This is a genomic window from Autumnicola psychrophila, assembly GCF_031846645.1.
GTDB classification, from domain to species: domain Bacteria; phylum Bacteroidota; class Bacteroidia; order Flavobacteriales; family Flavobacteriaceae; genus Autumnicola; species Autumnicola psychrophila.
Genome location: NZ_JAVRHN010000003.1, coordinates 77,159 through 94,907 on the forward strand (window position 1 = coordinate 77,159; position 17,749 = coordinate 94,907).

General features: G+C 37.3%; 16 protein-coding genes. 7 read left to right on the forward strand and 9 right to left on the reverse strand.

From position 1 onward, the window contains the following. Nucleotides 1-995: 995 nt before the first annotated feature. Entirely contained in the window at nt 996-1,949 is a 954-nt protein-coding gene (locus RM541_RS04570) for a transporter (protein ID WP_311499041.1), read from the reverse strand. A 110-nt stretch (nt 1,950-2,059) separates the two neighbouring features. On the opposite strand from RM541_RS04570, the gene RM541_RS04575 reads away from it, so the two are divergent. The 4 genes from RM541_RS04575 to RM541_RS04590 all read left to right on the forward strand — a co-directional run bounded on the left by RM541_RS04575 (nt 2,060) and on the right by RM541_RS04590 (nt 7,645). Beyond that, the gene (locus RM541_RS04575; RefSeq protein WP_311499042.1) at nt 2,060-2,332 is read left to right on the forward strand and encodes a DUF4834 family protein; all 273 of its coding nucleotides are present in this window, start codon (nt 2,060-2,062) and stop codon (nt 2,330-2,332) included. Nucleotides 2,333-2,468: 136 nt separating this feature from the next. Next, nucleotides 2,469-4,895: a YfhO family protein gene (locus tag RM541_RS04580; protein ID WP_311499043.1), complete on the forward strand. Its 2,427-nt coding sequence runs from the start codon at nt 2,469-2,471 to the stop codon at nt 4,893-4,895. Nucleotides 4,896-4,898: 3 nt separating this feature from the next. Next, on the forward strand, nt 4,899-6,185 hold the full coding sequence (locus tag RM541_RS04585) for a glycosyltransferase family 4 protein (protein WP_311499044.1): 1,287 nt from the start codon (nt 4,899-4,901) through the stop codon (nt 6,183-6,185). A 5-nt stretch (nt 6,186-6,190) separates the two neighbouring features. Beyond that, nucleotides 6,191-7,645 (forward strand): oligosaccharide flippase family protein, encoded by a 1,455-nt coding sequence (locus RM541_RS04590; RefSeq protein WP_311499045.1) that lies wholly within the window; start codon nt 6,191-6,193, stop codon nt 7,643-7,645. An 87-nt stretch (nt 7,646-7,732) separates the two neighbouring features. Here RM541_RS04590 and RM541_RS04595 read toward each other — a convergent pair whose 3' ends face one another. After that, entirely contained in the window at nt 7,733-8,896 is a 1,164-nt protein-coding gene (locus RM541_RS04595; protein ID WP_311499046.1) for a hypothetical protein, read from the reverse strand. 251 nt (nt 8,897-9,147) lie between these two features. After that, a complete protein-coding gene (uvrA, locus tag RM541_RS04600) occupies nt 9,148-11,934 on the reverse strand; it encodes an excinuclease ABC subunit UvrA (RefSeq protein ID WP_311499047.1) in 2,787 nt (928 codons plus the stop codon). Between the two features lie 236 nt (nt 11,935-12,170). On the opposite strand from uvrA, the gene RM541_RS04605 reads away from it, so the two are divergent. Then, nucleotides 12,171-12,755: an RNA polymerase sigma factor gene (locus RM541_RS04605; protein WP_311499048.1), complete on the forward strand. Its 585-nt coding sequence runs from the start codon at nt 12,171-12,173 to the stop codon at nt 12,753-12,755. A 59-nt stretch (nt 12,756-12,814) separates the two neighbouring features. Continuing rightward, nucleotides 12,815-12,967, forward strand: a complete 153-nt coding sequence (locus tag RM541_RS04610) for a hypothetical protein (RefSeq protein ID WP_311499049.1) — start codon at nt 12,815-12,817, stop codon at nt 12,965-12,967. Between the two features lie 89 nt (nt 12,968-13,056). On the opposite strand, the gene nth is transcribed toward RM541_RS04610, so the two are convergent. Beyond that, nucleotides 13,057-13,716 carry an endonuclease III gene (nth, locus tag RM541_RS04615; RefSeq protein ID WP_311499050.1) on the reverse strand — a complete coding sequence of 220 codons (660 nt, stop codon included), beginning with the start codon at nt 13,714-13,716 and terminating at the stop codon, nt 13,057-13,059. Between the two features lie 30 nt (nt 13,717-13,746). Here nth and bcp point away from each other — a divergent pair, with 30 nt between their 5' ends. Continuing rightward, nucleotides 13,747-14,196, forward strand: coding sequence for a thioredoxin-dependent thiol peroxidase (bcp, locus tag RM541_RS04620; RefSeq protein WP_311499051.1), 450 nt, complete (start codon nt 13,747-13,749; stop codon nt 14,194-14,196). Between the two features lie 365 nt (nt 14,197-14,561). Here the strand turns inward: bcp and RM541_RS04625 are convergent, their stop codons facing one another. The 5 genes from RM541_RS04625 to tsaE all read right to left on the reverse strand — a co-directional run bounded on the left by RM541_RS04625 (nt 14,562) and on the right by tsaE (nt 17,721). Beyond that, nucleotides 14,562-14,939 (reverse strand): hypothetical protein, encoded by a 378-nt coding sequence (locus tag RM541_RS04625; protein WP_311499052.1) that lies wholly within the window; start codon nt 14,937-14,939, stop codon nt 14,562-14,564. A 136-nt stretch (nt 14,940-15,075) separates the two neighbouring features. Next, nucleotides 15,076-16,275 (reverse strand): alanine dehydrogenase, encoded by a 1,200-nt coding sequence (locus RM541_RS04630; protein WP_311499053.1) that lies wholly within the window; start codon nt 16,273-16,275, stop codon nt 15,076-15,078. A 64-nt stretch (nt 16,276-16,339) separates the two neighbouring features. Then, nucleotides 16,340-16,726 (reverse strand): hypothetical protein, encoded by a 387-nt coding sequence (locus RM541_RS04635; RefSeq protein ID WP_311499054.1) that lies wholly within the window; start codon nt 16,724-16,726, stop codon nt 16,340-16,342. Nucleotides 16,727-16,889: 163 nt separating this feature from the next. Continuing rightward, on the reverse strand, nt 16,890-17,036 hold the full coding sequence (locus RM541_RS04640; RefSeq protein WP_311499055.1) for a hypothetical protein: 147 nt from the start codon (nt 17,034-17,036) through the stop codon (nt 16,890-16,892). A gap of 280 nt (nt 17,037-17,316) precedes the next feature. Continuing rightward, nucleotides 17,317-17,721, reverse strand: coding sequence for a tRNA (adenosine(37)-N6)-threonylcarbamoyltransferase complex ATPase subunit type 1 TsaE (gene tsaE, locus RM541_RS04645; RefSeq protein WP_311499056.1), 405 nt, complete (start codon nt 17,719-17,721; stop codon nt 17,317-17,319). Nucleotides 17,722-17,749 lie beyond the last annotated feature (28 nt).

Sequence of the window (17,749 nt, forward strand, 5' to 3'; positions counted from 1 at the left end):
TTCAGGTTTCATGTTTTATTGAGTTTTACAAAAAAGAGAGGCCGCTCAAACGGCAATTTTCGAAATTATGTTTCACCACCACGAATTCAAGAATAATCTCTGAGACTTTCCGCAGAATGTTTCCAGCAAGTGTCCTGATTCTTTTCTCCTGATCCCTGGTTCAGTCTAAAGTGAACGATTCAAAATGGCAATTATCGTCCTCAAGTTTCACCACGAATTCAAAAATAATCTCGGAGACTTTCCGCAGAACGTTTCGGCGAGTGTCCTGATTCTTTTCTCCTGATCCCTGGTTCAGTTTAAAGTGATCGATCCAAAACGGCAATTTTCGAAATTATGTTTCACCACCATGAATTCAAGAGCAATCTCTGAGACTTTCCGCAGAATGTTTCAGCGAGTGTCCTGATTCTTCTCTCCTGATTCCTGGTTCAGTTTAAAGTGATCGATCCAAAACGGCAATTTTCGAAATTATGTTTCACCACCATGAATTCAAGAGCAATCTCTGAGACTTTCCGCAGAATGTTTCAGCGAGTGTCCTGATTCTTTTCTCCTGATCCCTGATCCCTGATTCATCCTAAAGTGAACGATCCAAAATGGCAATTATCGTCCTCAAGTTTCACCACGAATTCAAGAATAATCTCTAAGACTTTCCGCAGAACGTTTCAGCGAGTGTCCTGATTCTTTTCTCCTGATCCCTGGTTCAGTCTAAAGTGAACGATCCAAAATGGCAATTATCGTTCTCAAGTTTCACCACGAATTCAAGAATAATCTCTAAGACTTTCCGCAGAATGTTTCCAGCAAGTGTCCTGATTCTTTTCTCCTGATCCCTGGTTCAGTCTAAAGTGAGCGATTCAAAATGGCAATTATCGTCCTAAAGTTCCAACACGAATTCAAGAATAATCTCTGAGACTTTCCGCAGAATATTTCCAGCGAGTATCCTGATTCTTGTCTCCTGATTCTTGTCTCCAGGTTCTTGTCTCTTGCTTCCTGTTTCTCACTCACTCCTCATCATCAAATTGAAATCCGCTGTTTTTGCTTCGCTGTCTTCGTTGATTACTTTGTTCGTCAAAAGCATCTTCCAGCACTTCATCATCGCTATGAAAATCAAGCCTGTAAGAGAATCCGCCGGCTATCTGCCACCTGGATGGTGTATCTTTAAAATTTATTAGACCGGAGACGTCAATCTGAAGATCATCTAATAATAAATAAGCGGCACCACCACGCAAAATATCATCGGCATATAAATCACTGATATACCCCTGATATTCACCAAAAATTGCAAACTTTGGAGTAACAGCATGAGTGACGGTAGCTATCGCACCATAGCTTGGAAATTCTTCTGTAAATTTATCTGCAATAAAATTCATTACCAGAACCCATCTCCCCCAGTTGTTCTGGGTAATAACCGCTGCTTTGGGACTAAATTTGGATTCCCCGGGATATAAATAAGGATTTTCGCCAAAAGAAAAATTAGCACCTCCATAGACGGAAATAGCAGGAAGGAGGGTTTTCCATTTAAAGCGCCTGTTTGCCTTCCAGCTGTATAGATTGGGTTTATCTTCTTCAGCATTTTTATGGGGATCATAAACCAGGTATTTTGCTCCAATTGTATTTGTCCTGAAGTTTCTGATTTGTGATTCCTGATCCCTATTACCTACACGTACGGTGGTTGTTTGATCCTGAAACGAACCAAAAAGGTTTAGTTCCAGGTTTTCTGTGAGAAATCCATATCTTAAGCCATACATAGCACCCAGGATGCCTGTTTCCTGCCGAAAAAGCGCATGATCGTCATTCCCCATGTAAGCCCCTGCTTCCAGTTGTACCACTCCTTTTCCTACAGCAAAACCTCCCTGTGACTCTCCGGGACGATTGGAATTGATGGTTTCAGTATATTGAGCCTGAACATTATAAGTTGCAAAGATAAAGAGAAGACAGATAAGGCTTTTGAGCATGATTGCCAGGTTTTGGTTCGTTCAAATATAGAAGAAAATTATTATTTTTTTAGGTTCTTAAAAACAGGAATTGTCTCCTCATCTTTTTATTTTTGCAAAAATTTCAGGACATGTACGACGCATCATTTTCGGGTATATTAAGAACGATATTAATTATACTTCTTATTTATTTCGGATTGAAAATATTATTTCGATTTCTTGGTCCTTTGATTTTACGGTATTTTATGAAGAAGATGGGCAAAAAGTTCCAGGATCAGTTTAATCAGCATCAAAAACCAAAAGAAGAAAAGGAAGGGAAAGTCAGTATCGAAAAAAAGCCCCGGAAGGGCGGGAAATCCAACAAAGATGTTGGTGAGTATATCGATTACGAAGAAATTGATTAATTTCGAATCATCCATCGGAGATGCATTTTTTAAAACAATCCGGTGAATATGGATAACTGGCTAAAATTGTCAAATTTCGGCCAACGTTCTGAAGCTGCTGTTCTTCAGGATTTCTTTTGAAACTAAAATCTTATTGATGGTTAAGTTTAAACGATTTCTCCCTCACCTGTTTGTTCTTGCAGGTTTTGTAATTATTGCCGTAGCTTATTTTAATCCTGTTCTCCAGGGGAAAGAAATTTACCAGAGTGATATTGTTCAATATCTTGGAATGGCCAGAGAACAGACTGACTTTAGAGAGCAGACAGGGGAGGAGCCGTATTGGACAGATGCAGCTTTCGGTGGGATGCCAACCTATCAATTAGGAGCCCGTTACCCTCACAACTACATAAAAAAGCTGGATTCGGTACTTCGCTTTTTACCACGACCTGCAGATTACCTTTTTATATATTTCCTTGGATTTTACATTCTGTTATTATGTTTAAAGCTGGACTATAAACTTGCTTTTTTAGGGGCGCTGGCTTTCGGGTTTTCTACGTATCTAATAATTATTCTGGGCGTTGGGCATAATGCCAAGGCACATGCTATTGCTTATATGCCTGCAGTTTTAGGCGGAATCGTGCTTATTTTCAGGTCCAGGTATATACTCGGTTTTATATTACTTTCACTGGCAATGGCCCTGGAAATTGCTGCTAACCATTTCCAGATGACTTATTACTTGCTGTTGCTGGTAGTCTGTCTCGGGATTGCTTACTTTATTGATGCTTTCCGAAAGAAAATTCTTCCTCACTACTTTAAATCCTTAGGAATAATGGTAGTGGCCGTTATTTTAGCGATAGGAGCAAATGCAACCAATCTTCTTGCAACGCAGGAATATACCGCCTTTAGTACACGTGGAGATACCGGTTTAACTATTAACCCCGATGGATCTGAGAAAACAGCTTCAGGATTGGATTTCGAATATATTACCAGTTACAGTTATGGAATTGCGGAATCTTTTAATCTTTTTATTCCCAGGTTTATGGGAGGATCTAATTCTGAGAACGTAGGTGAAGATTCTGAAGTATATAAAGCTATTATTGCTTTGGGAGCCTCTCCTGTACAGGCAGCAAGTTTTGCTGAAGGCGCACCAACTTATTGGGGAGATCAGCCATTTGTGGGAGCGCCGGCCTATATTGGTGCGAGTGTCTTATTTCTGTTTGTTTTTGCTCTTTTTTTAATAAGAGGCCGTTTAAAATGGTGGATCGTGGGGGGAAGTGCTTTAGCACTTTTACTTTCCTGGGGTAAAAATTTGGAGTTTCTCACGGAGTTTTTTATTAATTATGTTCCGCTGTACAACAAATTCCGTGCGGTTACTTCCATTCAGGTAATAATAGAACTCTGTGTTCCTGTTTTGGCAGTTTTCGGCCTGTACAAGGTTTTTAATAATTTTGACAAAGAAGAAGCGAAACTGAATGCTCTAAAATGGGCTACGGTTATTACCGGAGGATTGAGTGTAGTATTTCTATTATTTAAATCTGTGTTCTTTGATTTTAGTGGCGCGGGAGATTCTATGTTAATTGAACAATTAGGGATTGATTTTGTGCGGGCATTAAAAGAAGATCGGATAGCTATTTTTACTTCAGATAGTATAAGGTCTTTAATATTCGTCCTCTTATCGGCAGCATTGATTTGGTTTTATCTGAAGAAAAAAATTTCAGATAAACTGGTTGTAGCAGGTTTTGCAGTCCTATTTCTGGTAGATCTTGTAGGAGTGGATCGTCGCTATGTGAATAATGAAGATTTTGTGCTGGCAAGAAAAATGGAACGTCCCTTTGAAGCTACACAGGCAGATCAGCAAATCTTGCAGGATGATTCCCGATATCGGGTTTATGATATTACCGGAAATCCTTTAAGCAGTAGCAGGGCATCTTTTTTCCATAACTCCATTGGTGGGTATCATGGCGCCAAACCGGGACGGATTCAGGAACTATTCGATTTCTATATTGCGGGAAATAATATGGAAGTTCTGAATATGCTGAACGTAAAATATTTTATCGTACCAACAGAGGAAGGGGTGCAGGCGCAACAGAATCCTAATAATTACGGCAATGCCTGGTTTGTGGAAGATGTGAAATGGGTAGATTCAGCAAATGAAGAAATCTTAACTTTAAAAGAAGTAGATCTGCAGAATACAGCTGTGATAAATGAAGAATTTAAAGATATTCTTGGCGATAATGTTGGTTTTAACGCCAAGGCTGAAATTGAACTGGTGAGTGAGCAGCCTAATGAACTTGTCTACGAAACTTCTTCTGACAGTAATCAGCTTGCGGTTTTTTCTGAAAGTTATTATCAGCCGGGATGGCAGGCATATGTTGATGGAAAAGAAGTAGAACACGTTCAGGCTAATTATGTTTTAAGAGCGATGAATATTCCGGCCGGGAATCATACGGTTACTTTCCGGTTTGAACCTGAAGTCATTAATACCGGAAGTCAAATCACCCTTGCAAGTTCCATTATTCTTGGTCTTTGTATTCTGGGTGGAATTTTCTATGGTTTCAGAAGAAATAGAAAAGAGGAGAAGTAGTGGATGGAGAAAGTACTCATCATTACGTATTATTGGCCTCCTGCAGGTGGCCCGGGTGTACAGCGCTGGCTTAAATTTGTAAAGTATCTCAGGGATTTTGAGATTGAGCCTGTTGTTTACATTCCGGAAAATCCTACGTATCCTTTAACAGATAAAAGCCTTGTTGCTGAAATTCCTGAAAATATTCAGATTTTTCAACAGAAAATTTTAGAGCCTTATTCCGTTGCCAGCATCTTCTCCAAAAAAGACACAGAAACAATTAGCTCCGGAATAATTGCTAAGGAAGGGAAACAGAATTTTCTTCAGAAAATGATGCTGTACATCAGGGGAAACTTTTTTATTCCTGATGCACGCAAATATTGGATAAAACCTTCAGTTAAATTTTTGAAGAACCTTTTAGAAGAGCAGCAGATAAAGACAATTATCACTACAGGACCACCGCATAGCCTTCATCTTATTGGGCTTCAGTTAAAAAATGAATTAAATATAAAATGGTATGCCGATTTTCGTGATCCATGGACGCAGATTGGCTATCATGATAAGCTGAGGCTATCAAAGTCTTCACAACAGAAGCATATTAATCTGGAAAAGGAAGTGCTGAATTCTGCAGATCATATAATTACCACAAGTTTCACCACAAAGAAAGAATTTCAGAATAAAACATCTAAACCAGTATCAGTCATTACTAATGGTTTTGATGAAGAGCCTGCAGAAAATAACATTCAGCTGGATAAGAAATTCAGTTTTTCACATATTGGTTCATTACTTTCTGGTAGAAATCCGGAAAATCTTTGGAGATGCTTAGGGGAATTAATTTTAGAAGATAAAAGTTTTGCAAATGATTTTTTACTGAATTTGGTTGGAGCCGTAAGTGAAGAAGTTCTGGATTCCATTAAAGCTGCTGGTTTGGAGGATCACTTGAAGCTTCAAAAATATGTACCGCATTCTGAAGCAGTAACACTTCAGCGAAGAAGTCAGGTGCTTCTTTTAATAGAAATTGACAGCCAGGACACCAAAGGAATAATTCCAGGAAAAGTTTTTGAATACCTTTCTGCAAAGCGTCCTATCTTAGCCTTAGGGCCTGCAGAATGGGATATTTGCCAAATTTTGGATGAGACTTTGGCCGGTACTTTTTTCAGATATTCCGAAGAAGAAAAGCTGAAGCATCACATTTTGAAATTGTATAGAAAGTTTAAAGAAGAAAGGCTGGAAATAGATTCCAGAAACATAGAAAACTACCACCGCAAAGCGCTAACACGCAATTTAGCTAACTTGCTAAAGCAAAAATAGCTTATATGGGAATTATTATTAATCAGTCTTTTAAAAACCTGATCACTACCTACTTTGGATTTGGTATTGGAGCTATTAATACGCTGTTTTTGTTCACCTATTTTCTTGAACAGGAATATTATGGTCTCGTTAGTTTCTTGCTTTCTGCGGCTAATCTAATTTGGCCATTTTTAGCCTTTGGAGTGAATAGTACCTTGATTAAATTCTATACTTCTTATAAAACAACAGAAGAAAAGGACCGGCTTTTTAATCTTGCTTTACTGCTGCCGCTAGGGGTTGCTGTAATAATTGGTGTGCTGGGAATGCTTTTTTACGATTTTCTTCTTCAATATTTTTCTGACGGGAATGAGCTTGTACAGCCTTACATCTGGATGATATTTGTTATCGCAGTTGCTACAGCATATTTTGAGATATTCTTTTCCTGGTCTAAACTTTATTACAAAAGTGTTTTTGGAAATTTTATGAAAGAGGTTTTTCATAGATTCTGCATAAGCATGCTGCTTCTGGCAGTTTACTTTAAATGGATAGATGTTTCCGTATTTATTTACTGTATAGCCGGAGTCTTTGTTTTTAGATCTATAGCCATGGCAATCTATGCTTTCATGTTGTATATGCCTGAATTCGGCTTTAAGTTTCCACGGAATTTAGTGAGAGTTCTAAAATACACTTCATTGATTCTTATAGCATCTTCAGTAGCAATGGTTTTGCTGGACCTGGATAAAGTTATGATCGAATACTATCTACCTATAGAAAATGTGGCGGTCTACGGAATTGGAATTTACATCGCTACCGTCATCTCTGTCCCGCAAAAGGCAATGCACCAGATTACCCACCCTATGACTGCTAATTTGCTGAACACGAAAGACAGGGAAGGTTTAAGGGATTTGTATAAACGGAGTTCTGTAAATTTACTGATTATAAGCGGGATCATTTTCATTCTCATTATTACTAACCTTAACCAGCTTTATGAATTAATTCCTGAAGAATATGAACTGAGTGTATGGGTGGTTTTGCTTATTTCTCTGGTAAAACTCTACGATAATCTTTTGGGCAATAACAACAGTATTTTGTTTAACTCAGATTATTACAGGTTGGTATTGGGTATTGGGGTTTTTCTGGCAATATTGGCTTTTATCCTCAATGTGATTTTTATTCCAAACTTTGGAATCGAAGGCGCAGCCATGGCTAGTTTTCTGGCATTTTTTATTTATAACAGCACTAAAATCTTTTTGGTGATTAACAAGTTTAAAATTCATCCTTTTACAAATAAAACCTGGGTCATATTATTTTTTATAGGAATTTTAAGCGCTGCATTTTACTTCTGGGAATTTCCGTTTCATCCGATACTAAACATTGTATTGAAGTCGGTAATTATCTGTATTTGCTATTTGCTGCTGGCCTATAAATTCAACTTTTCTTCAGATGTTAATAAGGTTCTGGATAAATATACAAATCGCTAAATACCTAAAACAGAAAACCCCCAGGCATCTCTCGACAACCGTGGGGGTTTTCCAACTAACCAACCAAAAAATTAAATTATGAACATTTTAATTATTACTTCTCATATTTCGTGCCGAACTTCTCCCGGACGATGAAGAATTTGAACTATCCCTTCCAGACCTGGTAACTGTACGTTGCGTAGCTGAACTTCTTCCTGAAGACGAAGATCTTACAGTCGCACTTCGTTGTGCAGGAGCGCTTTGCCTTACAGAATTGTATCTTCTTGCAGGAGTCGAATTTCTCCTAATTGTTCTTTCTGAAACTTCAGGCCTTCTTGTATTGTTAGAAGTTCTGGCTTCGGTTCCTCTGGAACTACTATTACTTTCTATTCTAGAATTAGAAGTTCTTGCTTTTCTCATCTTTTCAATAGCCCTACTTCTGTTTTCCAGGTTTGTACTGGTTCTGCTATTACTTCCTCTTTCGGCTACAGTTGTTCTTTCTCTTGCAGCGTTGGATCTTCTATTCTCAGCAATATTACTTTCAGTTCTAGTGTTTGAATGACGAATCTCATTTCTAACATCACGTCGCTCTGTAACCCTTCGACCTTTGTTATAGGAAACCACCGTTTGATTAGGCCTATAGAAATCTTTAGTATAAGAGTTATTTCTGTAGTTATTATTGTAATAAGTTATATACTGATTATACGTAACCCTCTGTGGTTGATAATAAGCTCTGTAAGGCCTGTTGAACACTATACTGTAATTTGCATGAGGTCTTGTATAAAATGAGTGCCATGGACGTTGTACATAATACCTGTTGTAGTTATTTATGTATCCATTGTAATGGGAAATCCTATTAAACCTGTTGTAATGGACGATCAGATTTCCAACCCGGCCTACACGACCGTGATTATTATAATCAATCAAAACGTTTCCTGCCTGAATAATTCTTCCGTAGTAGTCGTAAAATACCGGAACATTTTCAATCTGAATCACTGCTCCGTAATCATCATACTGAATGTACGGATCGTAATTAAATCCCGCATTATAACTAATATTCACATTCGGGGTTGAGATGTTTACAATATTTGTTCTCCTAAAATCAGGATTATAGTAAAAATCAAATTCTCCATTTGGATATACAGCGAACTCAACTCCTCCTTCAACAAAAATAAAAGAGTTGTCGTAAGCCCGTACTGGCGTAATTCCTGCAGAAGCCGAAACCGACCATCCTGCAAAGAAAATTGCTATAAGAAGAGTAAAGTTTTTCATGATTTCCTTGTTTTAAGTTAAAGACTTGCGAAGTCTCTATAAATAAAACAAAGTACGTGCCAAAGTCTACTAGTGGAGAGTCTGTAGTTTGTTGTTCGTTGTCTTTTGTATTTTAAATGCCCATGCCAGTTTAGAACTTCGTGCTTCTAATTTTGTTCTTAGAAGCAAAAAAACTGAGTTTATTTTAATAAGCTGGTGCGGTATTTTCAGTTAGATACCTTCAAACTTCCCTCTTTGTACTTCTTATTTTCTTAGATTTTCTCCTTTAGGTATTTTGCGGTATAGGATTTTTTGTTCTTTGCAACTTCCTCAGGAGTACCTTGAGCAATTAAATATCCACCTTTCTCTCCGCCTTCAAGTCCAAGGTCAATCACATGGTCTGCACATTTTACCAGGTCCATATTATGCTCAATAACTACTAACGAATGTCCTTTGTCAATTAAAGCATTAAAAGACTGCAGCAATTTCTGAATATCATGAAAGTGTAATCCTGTTGTAGGTTCGTCAAAAATAAAAAGTGCTTTCTCTTTTGTATTTCCTTTTACCAGGAAAGAAGCAAGTTTAATTCGCTGTGCTTCTCCACCAGAAAGGGTAGAGGAGCTTTGCCCAAGCTGTACATAACCCAGCCCCACATCCTGAAGCGGCTTAAGTTTATTTACTATTTTATCCTGGTTTTTCTCGCTGAAGAATGCAGTAGCATCATCGATCGTCATGTTAAGTACATCATCAATATTTTTATCTTCAAAATTGACTTCCAGTACTTCCTTTTTAAACCTTTTTCCGTCACAGGCTTCGCATTCTAAATGAACATCGGCCATAAACTGCATTTCTATGGTAACTTCACCTTCTCCCTTACAGTTATCACAGCGACCGCCATCTACGTTAAAGGAAAAATGTTTGGCTTTATAACCTCTTATTGAAGACAACTTTTGATTCGCGAACAAATTCCGAATATCATCGTAAGCTTTAATGTAAGTTACCGGATTGGAACGGGAAGATCGCCCAATAGGATTTTGATCTATAAATTCCACAACTCCAAGATTTGCAAAATTTCCTTTTACTTCGGAAAACTGTCCTGCTTTTTCTCCATAGCCGCCAAGTTGTTTTTGAACAGCAGGATAAAGAATTCTCTTTACCAGTGTGCTTTTTCCACTTCCTGAAACGCCTGTAATTGCTGTAAATATTCCCAGCGGAAAGTTCACATCAATATTTTTAAGATTATTTTCCCGGGCACCAACAACCGTTATTTGCTGTTTTGACTTTCTTCTTTTCTTAGGAACTTTTATTTCCTTTTCCCCATTAAGATATTGTGCTGTTAGGGAAGAAGATTTTAAAATTTGCTTTAGAGTTCCTGTGGCAACGACTTCGCCACCGTGCGTTCCGGCTTCCGGTCCAATATCAATAATTTCATCTGCAGCATTCATAATATCTTCATCATGTTCTACAACAATTACAGTATTTCCAATATCCCGAAGACGCTGTAGAACTCCTATCAACCTTTCCGTATCTCGGGGATGTAGGCCAATGGAAGGCTCATCAAGAATATACATAGAGCCCACCAGGCTGCTTCCAAGGCTGGTTGCTAGATTGATTCTTTGCGATTCCCCTCCAGACAAGGTATTAGATTTCCTGTTCAGTGTTAAATAATCTAATCCAACGTTAGAAAGAAACTGAAGTCGGTTCTTAATTTCCGTAAGTAAACGTCGGGCAATTTGTTCGTCATATTCATTTAACTCCAGGTTGTTAAAAAACTCCCTTACTTGTTCGAGCGGTTTTTCGACCAGGTCCGTAATATTCAATCCGCCGATTTTTACGTAATGTGCTTCCGGTCTCAATCTTTTTCCTTTACAAAGGGAACACCTGGTTTTGCCACGATAGCGGGAAAGCATTACCCTATTCTGAATTTTATATGCTTTGCTTTCCAAAAACTGAAAGAATTGATTAAGTCCTTCAAAATATTGATTTCCGTTCCAGACTAATGCCTTTTGTTCTTCAGTTAATTCGAAATAAGGTTTATGAATTGGAAAATCAAATTTGTGAGAACTGTTCACCAGCTGATCTTTATACCAGCTCATGCTGTCACCTCTCCAGGGAAAAATGGCGTTTTCATAAACAGACAATCCTGTATTAGGAATTACCAGGTCTTCATCGATCCCGATGACATCTCCATAACCTTCACATTTTGGACATGCTCCGTAAGGATTATTAAAACTAAAAAGGTGAACGTTAGGTTCCAGAAAAGTCATTCCGTCCAGCTCGAACTTATTGCTGAAGTGGCGCAGGTTTTTGTCTGCAAGGGATTCAATATAAAGCTCACCTTTTCCTTCAAAAAAAGCTGTTTGTACAGCATCTGCAAGCCTGTTGAAGAAATCCTCTTCATCTTTGGTAATAATACGATCTACTACCAGGGAAATTTCCTCCGGTTTTACTTTTTTTAGCTCTGCTTCATCAATCCGTGTAACATCATCACCAATTTTTATCCGGCTGTAGCCCTGCTGTGCGAGAACTTCAATTTTCTTTTCTAATGACCTTCCTTCTTCAATGTGAATAGGGGCGAGGAGTAATAATTTTTCTCCTTCTTTAAAAGATTTGACATAATTGATAACATCGGTAACCGTATCTTTTTTTACTTCATTTCCAGAGACAGGAGAATACGTTTTTCCTATTCTCGCAAAAAGCAATTTAAGGTAATCATATATTTCAGTTGAAGTTCCAACAGTAGACCTTGGATTAGTGGAATTTACTTTTTGCTCAATTGCTATTGCAGGTGCTATACCTTTTATATAATCAACTTTCGGCTTATTTAACCTCCCCAAAAACTGACGCGCATAAGAAGAAAGACTCTCTACATATCGCCGCTGTCCTTCAGCATAAAGGGTGTCGAAAGCAAGACTGGATTTTCCTGAACCCGAAAGCCCTGTAATTACTACTAATTTATTCCGGGGGATTACAACATTTATATTTTTGAGATTGTGCAGTTTTGCACCTTTTATAATAATATTTTGTTTAGGGTTTACCTTCGCAACATCAATATTCATAGTCTCTTTTTCTAAAGTAAGAATGCAAAGGTACTTAATAACGAGCAGTGTAGAAAGCTGCTGAAATCTTATAAGAGTGTTAAAGAATTATACTTTTATTTGTATTTGTCAACTATATGTTCCTATATTTGACACTGTTCAATCTAAACTAACATTACGCCTATAGCATACAGTTACTTTAAGAATTAAAAAACCTAACCTCTGGAATCCTTTACTCCAGAACAATAGTAACTGTTATGAAGAACGTACAGATAACCGACGCTTATCTCGTAAGAGAATATATGCAGGGTGATGAGCATGCCCTCTCTCAATTAATTAACCGCCACCAGCACAGAATTTACAGTTTTATTTACTCCAAAGTTTTTGATAAAGATATCGCTGAAGATGTTTTTCAGGATACTTTTATCAAGGTAATCAATACCTTAAAACGGGGTAAATATAATGAAGAAGGAAAATTTCTTCCGTGGGTGATGCGTATTGCCCATAATCTTGTGATTGACCATTTCAGGAAAAATAAGAGGATGCCCAAATTCGACAACAGCGGAGACTTTAATATATTCTCTGTTTTAAGCGATGGAGATCTTAACGTAGAAACGCAAATCATTAAGGACCAGATTGAAAGTGATGTACAGGAACTTATTAAAGAACTTCCTGAAGACCAGCTTGAAGTGCTGACTATGCGAATTTATAAAGACATGAGCTTTAAGGAGATTTCCGAACGGACAGGAGTTAGTATTAATACCGCTTTGGGTCGTATGCGTTATGCTTTAATTAATTTGCGGAAGATTATTGAAAAACGTAACATAATTTTAACAAATTAAAAGGCAATTTGCAGGAATCGGTTGCGTTATTATTTAAAATAAACGCAAAAGATTTTCAAATGGGGAAAATTTACTTAAAACATTCTTCGGAAGAAGGAAAATTGAAAAAATCAGCACCAAAGAAAGAGACAATAGCCTTTCTTTTAAATTATTCTAAAGCCTTAAGTGTGATAGACGGAAAAATGAGGAAGTACGAATTGCTTCTGAATTAGGTAGAACTTAAAAGACCTGTTTTTAGCCTACAGGTCTTTTTTTATTCATAATACTTGCTTCATCCCAAAATTGCCATTTTTGAAGCCTCTTATTTTTTCGCTTTTTTAGCATATTCCTTTAAAACACTTTTTCTGCCTATTGTGCTGGTAATAGGATCTTTTTCCAGATCCCAGCCACGTGCCGGCGAAAATTGCCTGCCATACCAGATAATTTGAAGGTGCAGTTTATTCCACAGGTCTTTGGGGAACAATCGCTTTGCATCCTTTTCTGTTTGAACCACGTTCTTTCCATTACTCAGGTTCCAGCGATACATGAGGCGGTGGATGTGTGTATCTACAGGAAATGCCGGAATATTAAAAGCTTGTGACATTACCACACTTGCAGTTTTATGTCCTACTGCAGGTAGCTCTTCCAGAGCTTCAAAATCTGCGGGAACTTCTCCGTTATATTTTTCCAGAAGAATTTCTGAAAGTCCATGGATTCCTTTGGACTTCATGGGTGATAGTCCCACGGGTTTAATAATATCTCTTATTTCTTCTATAGAAAGTTTCACCATTTTTTGTGGAGTATCGGCCACCTGGAAGAGCAGCGGCGTAATTTGATTCACTCTCACATCTGTACTCTGTGCGGAAAGTAGAACGGCAATAAGTAAAGTATAAGGATCTTTATGGTCTAGCGGAATGGGAACTTCAGGATAAATTTCATTTAAAGTACGAATAACGAATTCTACCTTTTGCTGTTTGTTCATATTGTGTAATTTTAGGTAAAAATAAGAATTATGACAACATTAGAAGCCGGCGACAAAGCGCCAGATTTTTCAGTAGAAGACCAGGACGGGAATACAGTGAGTTTATCAAATTTTAAAGGAATGAAGTTAGTACTATTTTTCTATCCTAAAGCAAGTACTCCGGGTTGTACTGCAGAAGCCTGCAATTTAAGGGACAACTGGAAACATTTTGAAAAGAAAGGCTACTCAATTTTAGGAGTAAGCGGCGATTCGAAAAAACGTCAGCAGAATTTTAAGAACAAATACGAGTTACCTTTTCCGCTTCTGGCAGATGAAGAGAAAGAAGTTATTAATGCCTACGGTGTCTGGGGTCCAAAGAAATTTATGGGAAAGGAATACGAAGGAATCCATCGTACTACTTTTATAATTGACGAAAATGGGCAAATTGAAGATGTCATCAAGAAAGTAAAAACTAAGGAGCATGCTGCTCAAATTCTATAGTTAATATATAGTCACTGGTGCGCTGAACTTTTTGGTGTATTGGTGACTCCTTTTTATTCTAAATTTTGAATTTCAAATAGATGAATTGGAGGAACCAGGAACCAAGAATAAAAATCAAGAAAATTCACTGAAACAAAAGAGAAACAGATAGAGATAATAGTGAAAAGTTTAAGCTGGTTTGGAAGTTAGTAATGGATGTAAATTTTAGGCCGCGATAATTGACATTTCGGAGGATGATTTTTTTACCTCCTTCTTTCTTTTCCTCTTTCGCTTTTTTATAAGTTAATAATTGCCATTATAGGGCGTTGCTTTTTCCTGAAAAAGAAGATAAGAAACAAGAAGAAAGCAAGAAGCTTGCTAGAACCTTACTCTTCACTTCTTTTTACTGAAAGAACAGTAGCTATATCTTCACAATTTTCTATTTCGAGTTCCAGTTTGCCAGAATCCGTTTCTCCGGTTACCATATAAATTTTGCAGGTTTCCCGATCTGTGTCACTTTCGCCAAAATCCACGTTCCCTTTTTCTAAGATACTTGAAACTACAGCAGTGTCTATGCTGTTATTAGAAAAGAAAGTCAGGGATTCTTCAGAGAAATTTCTCTCCTTTATTCTAATGTTTTTTAAAACGCGGGCAGTGGGTGAGTAGTCACAGGAAGCTTTTTTGCCTCCGAGGAAAAACATTAAAATAATTATTCCCAATACCAGGCCAAAACCATAATAACCTAAACGGTGTGCTAAATTCATCTAAAAAAATTATGCGCAAAAGTATTAAACTTCAGTGACAAATTACTTAAATGTATCAGGTTTAAAACTGAATCATAACTGTAAAAGTGATAAGTTTCAGTTGACATTTTCCGAAAAAACTGTACAGCAGCTAAAATTAAAAAATTAGAAGATTAATATCTCTATAGGAGAGATCGAACCATTCTGCTATGGATTTGTTCGTCAAAATTCCGTGGTAAAAATATAACCCGCTTCGTAGTCCTTTATCAAAACGCAGCGTATTTTCCAGTCCGCCTTCTTCAGCAATGTGAAGTAAATAAGGCGTAAAAATATTACTTATAGAAAGGGAAGAGGTGCGTGCATAACGTGAAGGAATATTAGGCACACAATAGTGAATTACATTATGTTTTTCAAAAATCGGGCTATCGTGAGAAGTAACTTCACTGGTTTCTACGCAACCACCCATATCGATGCTCACATCTATAACTACGGCGCCACGTTTCATAGTGGCAATCATGTCTTCAGTAATTAAAACCGGTGAGCGGTTTTTACCACGAACGGCACCTATTAAAACATCACAACGTCTAAGAGCTTTGCTAAGGTTTTTTGGTTGAATCGTCGAAGTGTAAAAAGGACGTCCCAGGTTGGATTGAATATTTCTTAATTTGGTAAGCGAACTATCAAAAACTTTTACACTCGCACCTAATCCCAGGGCAGATCGTGTAGCAAATTCCCCTACAGTTCCTGCGCCAAGGATTACAACCTCTATTGGTGGGACTCCACTAATATTTCCGAACATGAGTCCGTTACCGCGGGCATGATTACTCATTATTTCTGAAGCGATAAGGACAGAAGCTGTACCTGCAATTTCACTTAGCGCCTTTACAATAGGGTAGGAGCCGTCTTCATCCCGAATAAATTCAAAACCGAGAGCGGTGATTCGTTTTGAAGCCAGTTTCTGAAAATATTCTTTACACTGTGTTTTTAACTGAAGTGCAGAAATTAACACCGATTGAGGGTTAATCATTTCCAGTTCATCCATGGAAGGAGGTTCCATTTTTAAAATAGTAGAACAGGAAAAAACTTTTTTTGTATCTCTGGTGATTTCAGCACCGGCATCAGAATAGTCTTTATCACTAAACCGGGCCCATTTTCCAGCCCCAGATTCTATAAGTACTCTATGCCCATTGGAGGTAATTGCTGCAACAGCGTCCGGACCAAGGCAAACCCGTTTTTCCTGATAAGAAGTTTCTTTGGGGATACCTATAAAAAGTTCTCCCTTATTCTTGTGAATTTCGAGCATTTCTTCCTGCGGAATTAGTTGCTCTTTTGTAAAAGGCGAAACTTGCTGGTCCATACTTATAGTGTACTAGTATTATTAAGTACGACTAATTTAATAAAATAAATAAGAAGAAAATTAATTATAGTTTACGGTAGTAATCTTCAAGAATGATTTCCTGGTCTCCGGTTTCATCATTTTCTACCTCTTGCTGAAAAGATTTAATTTCTCTTCGATCTCTTTCAGAAACATTAGAAAAAACGGAAATTTCTGTTTCTTCGAGTTCGCTGAGATCATCCAGACCATAGATGCGGTCGAAGATTTTTATACGAATTAAGTAGACAATGCAAAGAATAACAATGAAGAAGGGAGCTAAATAAACTAATTGATCATTATCCAAAAAATTTGAGTCTATAAATACATCATCATAAACTGTGCTAACTACCTGATAAGAATACATGGAAACTGGGACCAAAATTACATGATACCACCAATGCTTACAAGTGAAAAACCATATAAGAAGCAGCATAAGAGGTACTATTTTTCCTAAATATGTCCAGGCCGCAGTAGCTACATCAAGATAATATTTACTTTCATAGGTGAAAAAATAATTTTCCCAAACGGGACCGCTTGGGAAAATTTCATATAAATAAAATATATAAGGTGAAAATGCAATAAGAAGCGCAATAATGCTACCCGTTAGTAGGAATTCTGATTTTACTTTTTTCGACCGCTTGTGTTTTGATGACTTCTTTATCATTGTTGTTATCTGTAGTTGAAGTTACAAAAAAACTTGCTCCAAAGATTGCTGCTGCGAATAATACTGCTTTGATTTTCATATTTGTAGATTTTAAAAATTTGTATTTCGTTTTTGTTTCTGATACAAACCTATAAAAAACCTAACATGCTGCCGCCAAATATATTAGTTGTACTTTTGCAGCTTTTTTTAAAGCAATAAATTACCTGCTTATGAAAATTTTACTTTTCAAAAGTAAGATAAACTTCTTTTAATTTTCGTTCAGTTGTCAAAAAATATTCTCTGAACTTAAAATTATTTTTAATATGTAACTTTTTTCTTACACCCTCGTTTTTCAGTAATTCTGCCTTTTCCTTGATTTTTTAACATAATATTAACAATCTTAATTCCTGAGTTTTGATCGAAATCTCCACTTTTTGATCATTTTCATCCAATAAGCCACTAATTTTTTGTGGCCATTCAATGAATTTCCATGCGGGGGTGTCTAGATAATCTTCAATTCCCATATCTAAAGCTTCAGCTTCAGAGTTTATTCTGTAAAAATCAAAATGATAAATAGGTCCTTGTGGGGAGTGGTACTCGTTAACCAGGGAAAATGTGGGACTTGAGGCAGACTCTTCTGCGCCCAAAGCGTCTACAAGAGCTCTTATAAGGGTGGTTTTACCGGCACCCATCTCGCCATAAAAAAGCAAAGTTTTGCTTTTTGTATGCTCAAGGATATGACTAACGGCCATATCCATTTGGTCTAGATCGTAGGTTAACGACATTTAATAATACAGATTTAAGGGACGATAA

Coding starts and splice junctions, on each gene's coding strand:
- RM541_RS04570 (WP_311499041.1), bottom strand. CDS start 1,949: ATGCTCAAAAGCCTTATCTGTCTTCTCTTTATCTTTGCAACTTATAAT.
- RM541_RS04575 (WP_311499042.1), top strand. CDS start 2,060: ATGTACGACGCATCATTTTCGGGTATATTAAGAACGATATTAATTATA.
- RM541_RS04580 (WP_311499043.1), top strand. CDS start 2,469: ATGGTTAAGTTTAAACGATTTCTCCCTCACCTGTTTGTTCTTGCAGGT.
- RM541_RS04585 (WP_311499044.1), top strand. CDS start 4,899: ATGGAGAAAGTACTCATCATTACGTATTATTGGCCTCCTGCAGGTGGC.
- RM541_RS04590 (WP_311499045.1), top strand. CDS start 6,191: ATGGGAATTATTATTAATCAGTCTTTTAAAAACCTGATCACTACCTAC.
- RM541_RS04595 (WP_311499046.1), bottom strand. CDS start 8,896: ATGAAAAACTTTACTCTTCTTATAGCAATTTTCTTTGCAGGATGGTCG.
- uvrA (WP_311499047.1), bottom strand. CDS start 11,934: ATGAATATTGATGTTGCGAAGGTAAACCCTAAACAAAATATTATTATA.
- RM541_RS04605 (WP_311499048.1), top strand. CDS start 12,171: ATGAAGAACGTACAGATAACCGACGCTTATCTCGTAAGAGAATATATG.
- RM541_RS04610 (WP_311499049.1), top strand. CDS start 12,815: ATGGGGAAAATTTACTTAAAACATTCTTCGGAAGAAGGAAAATTGAAA.
- nth (WP_311499050.1), bottom strand. CDS start 13,716: ATGAACAAACAGCAAAAGGTAGAATTCGTTATTCGTACTTTAAATGAA.
- bcp (WP_311499051.1), top strand. CDS start 13,747: ATGACAACATTAGAAGCCGGCGACAAAGCGCCAGATTTTTCAGTAGAA.
- RM541_RS04625 (WP_311499052.1), bottom strand. CDS start 14,939: ATGAATTTAGCACACCGTTTAGGTTATTATGGTTTTGGCCTGGTATTG.
- RM541_RS04630 (WP_311499053.1), bottom strand. CDS start 16,275: ATGGACCAGCAAGTTTCGCCTTTTACAAAAGAGCAACTAATTCCGCAG.
- RM541_RS04635 (WP_311499054.1), bottom strand. CDS start 16,726: ATGCTGCTTCTTATATGGTTTTTCACTTGTAAGCATTGGTGGTATCAT.
- RM541_RS04640 (WP_311499055.1), bottom strand. CDS start 17,036: ATGAAAATCAAAGCAGTATTATTCGCAGCAGCAATCTTTGGAGCAAGT.
- tsaE (WP_311499056.1), bottom strand. CDS start 17,721: ATGTCGTTAACCTACGATCTAGACCAAATGGATATGGCCGTTAGTCAT.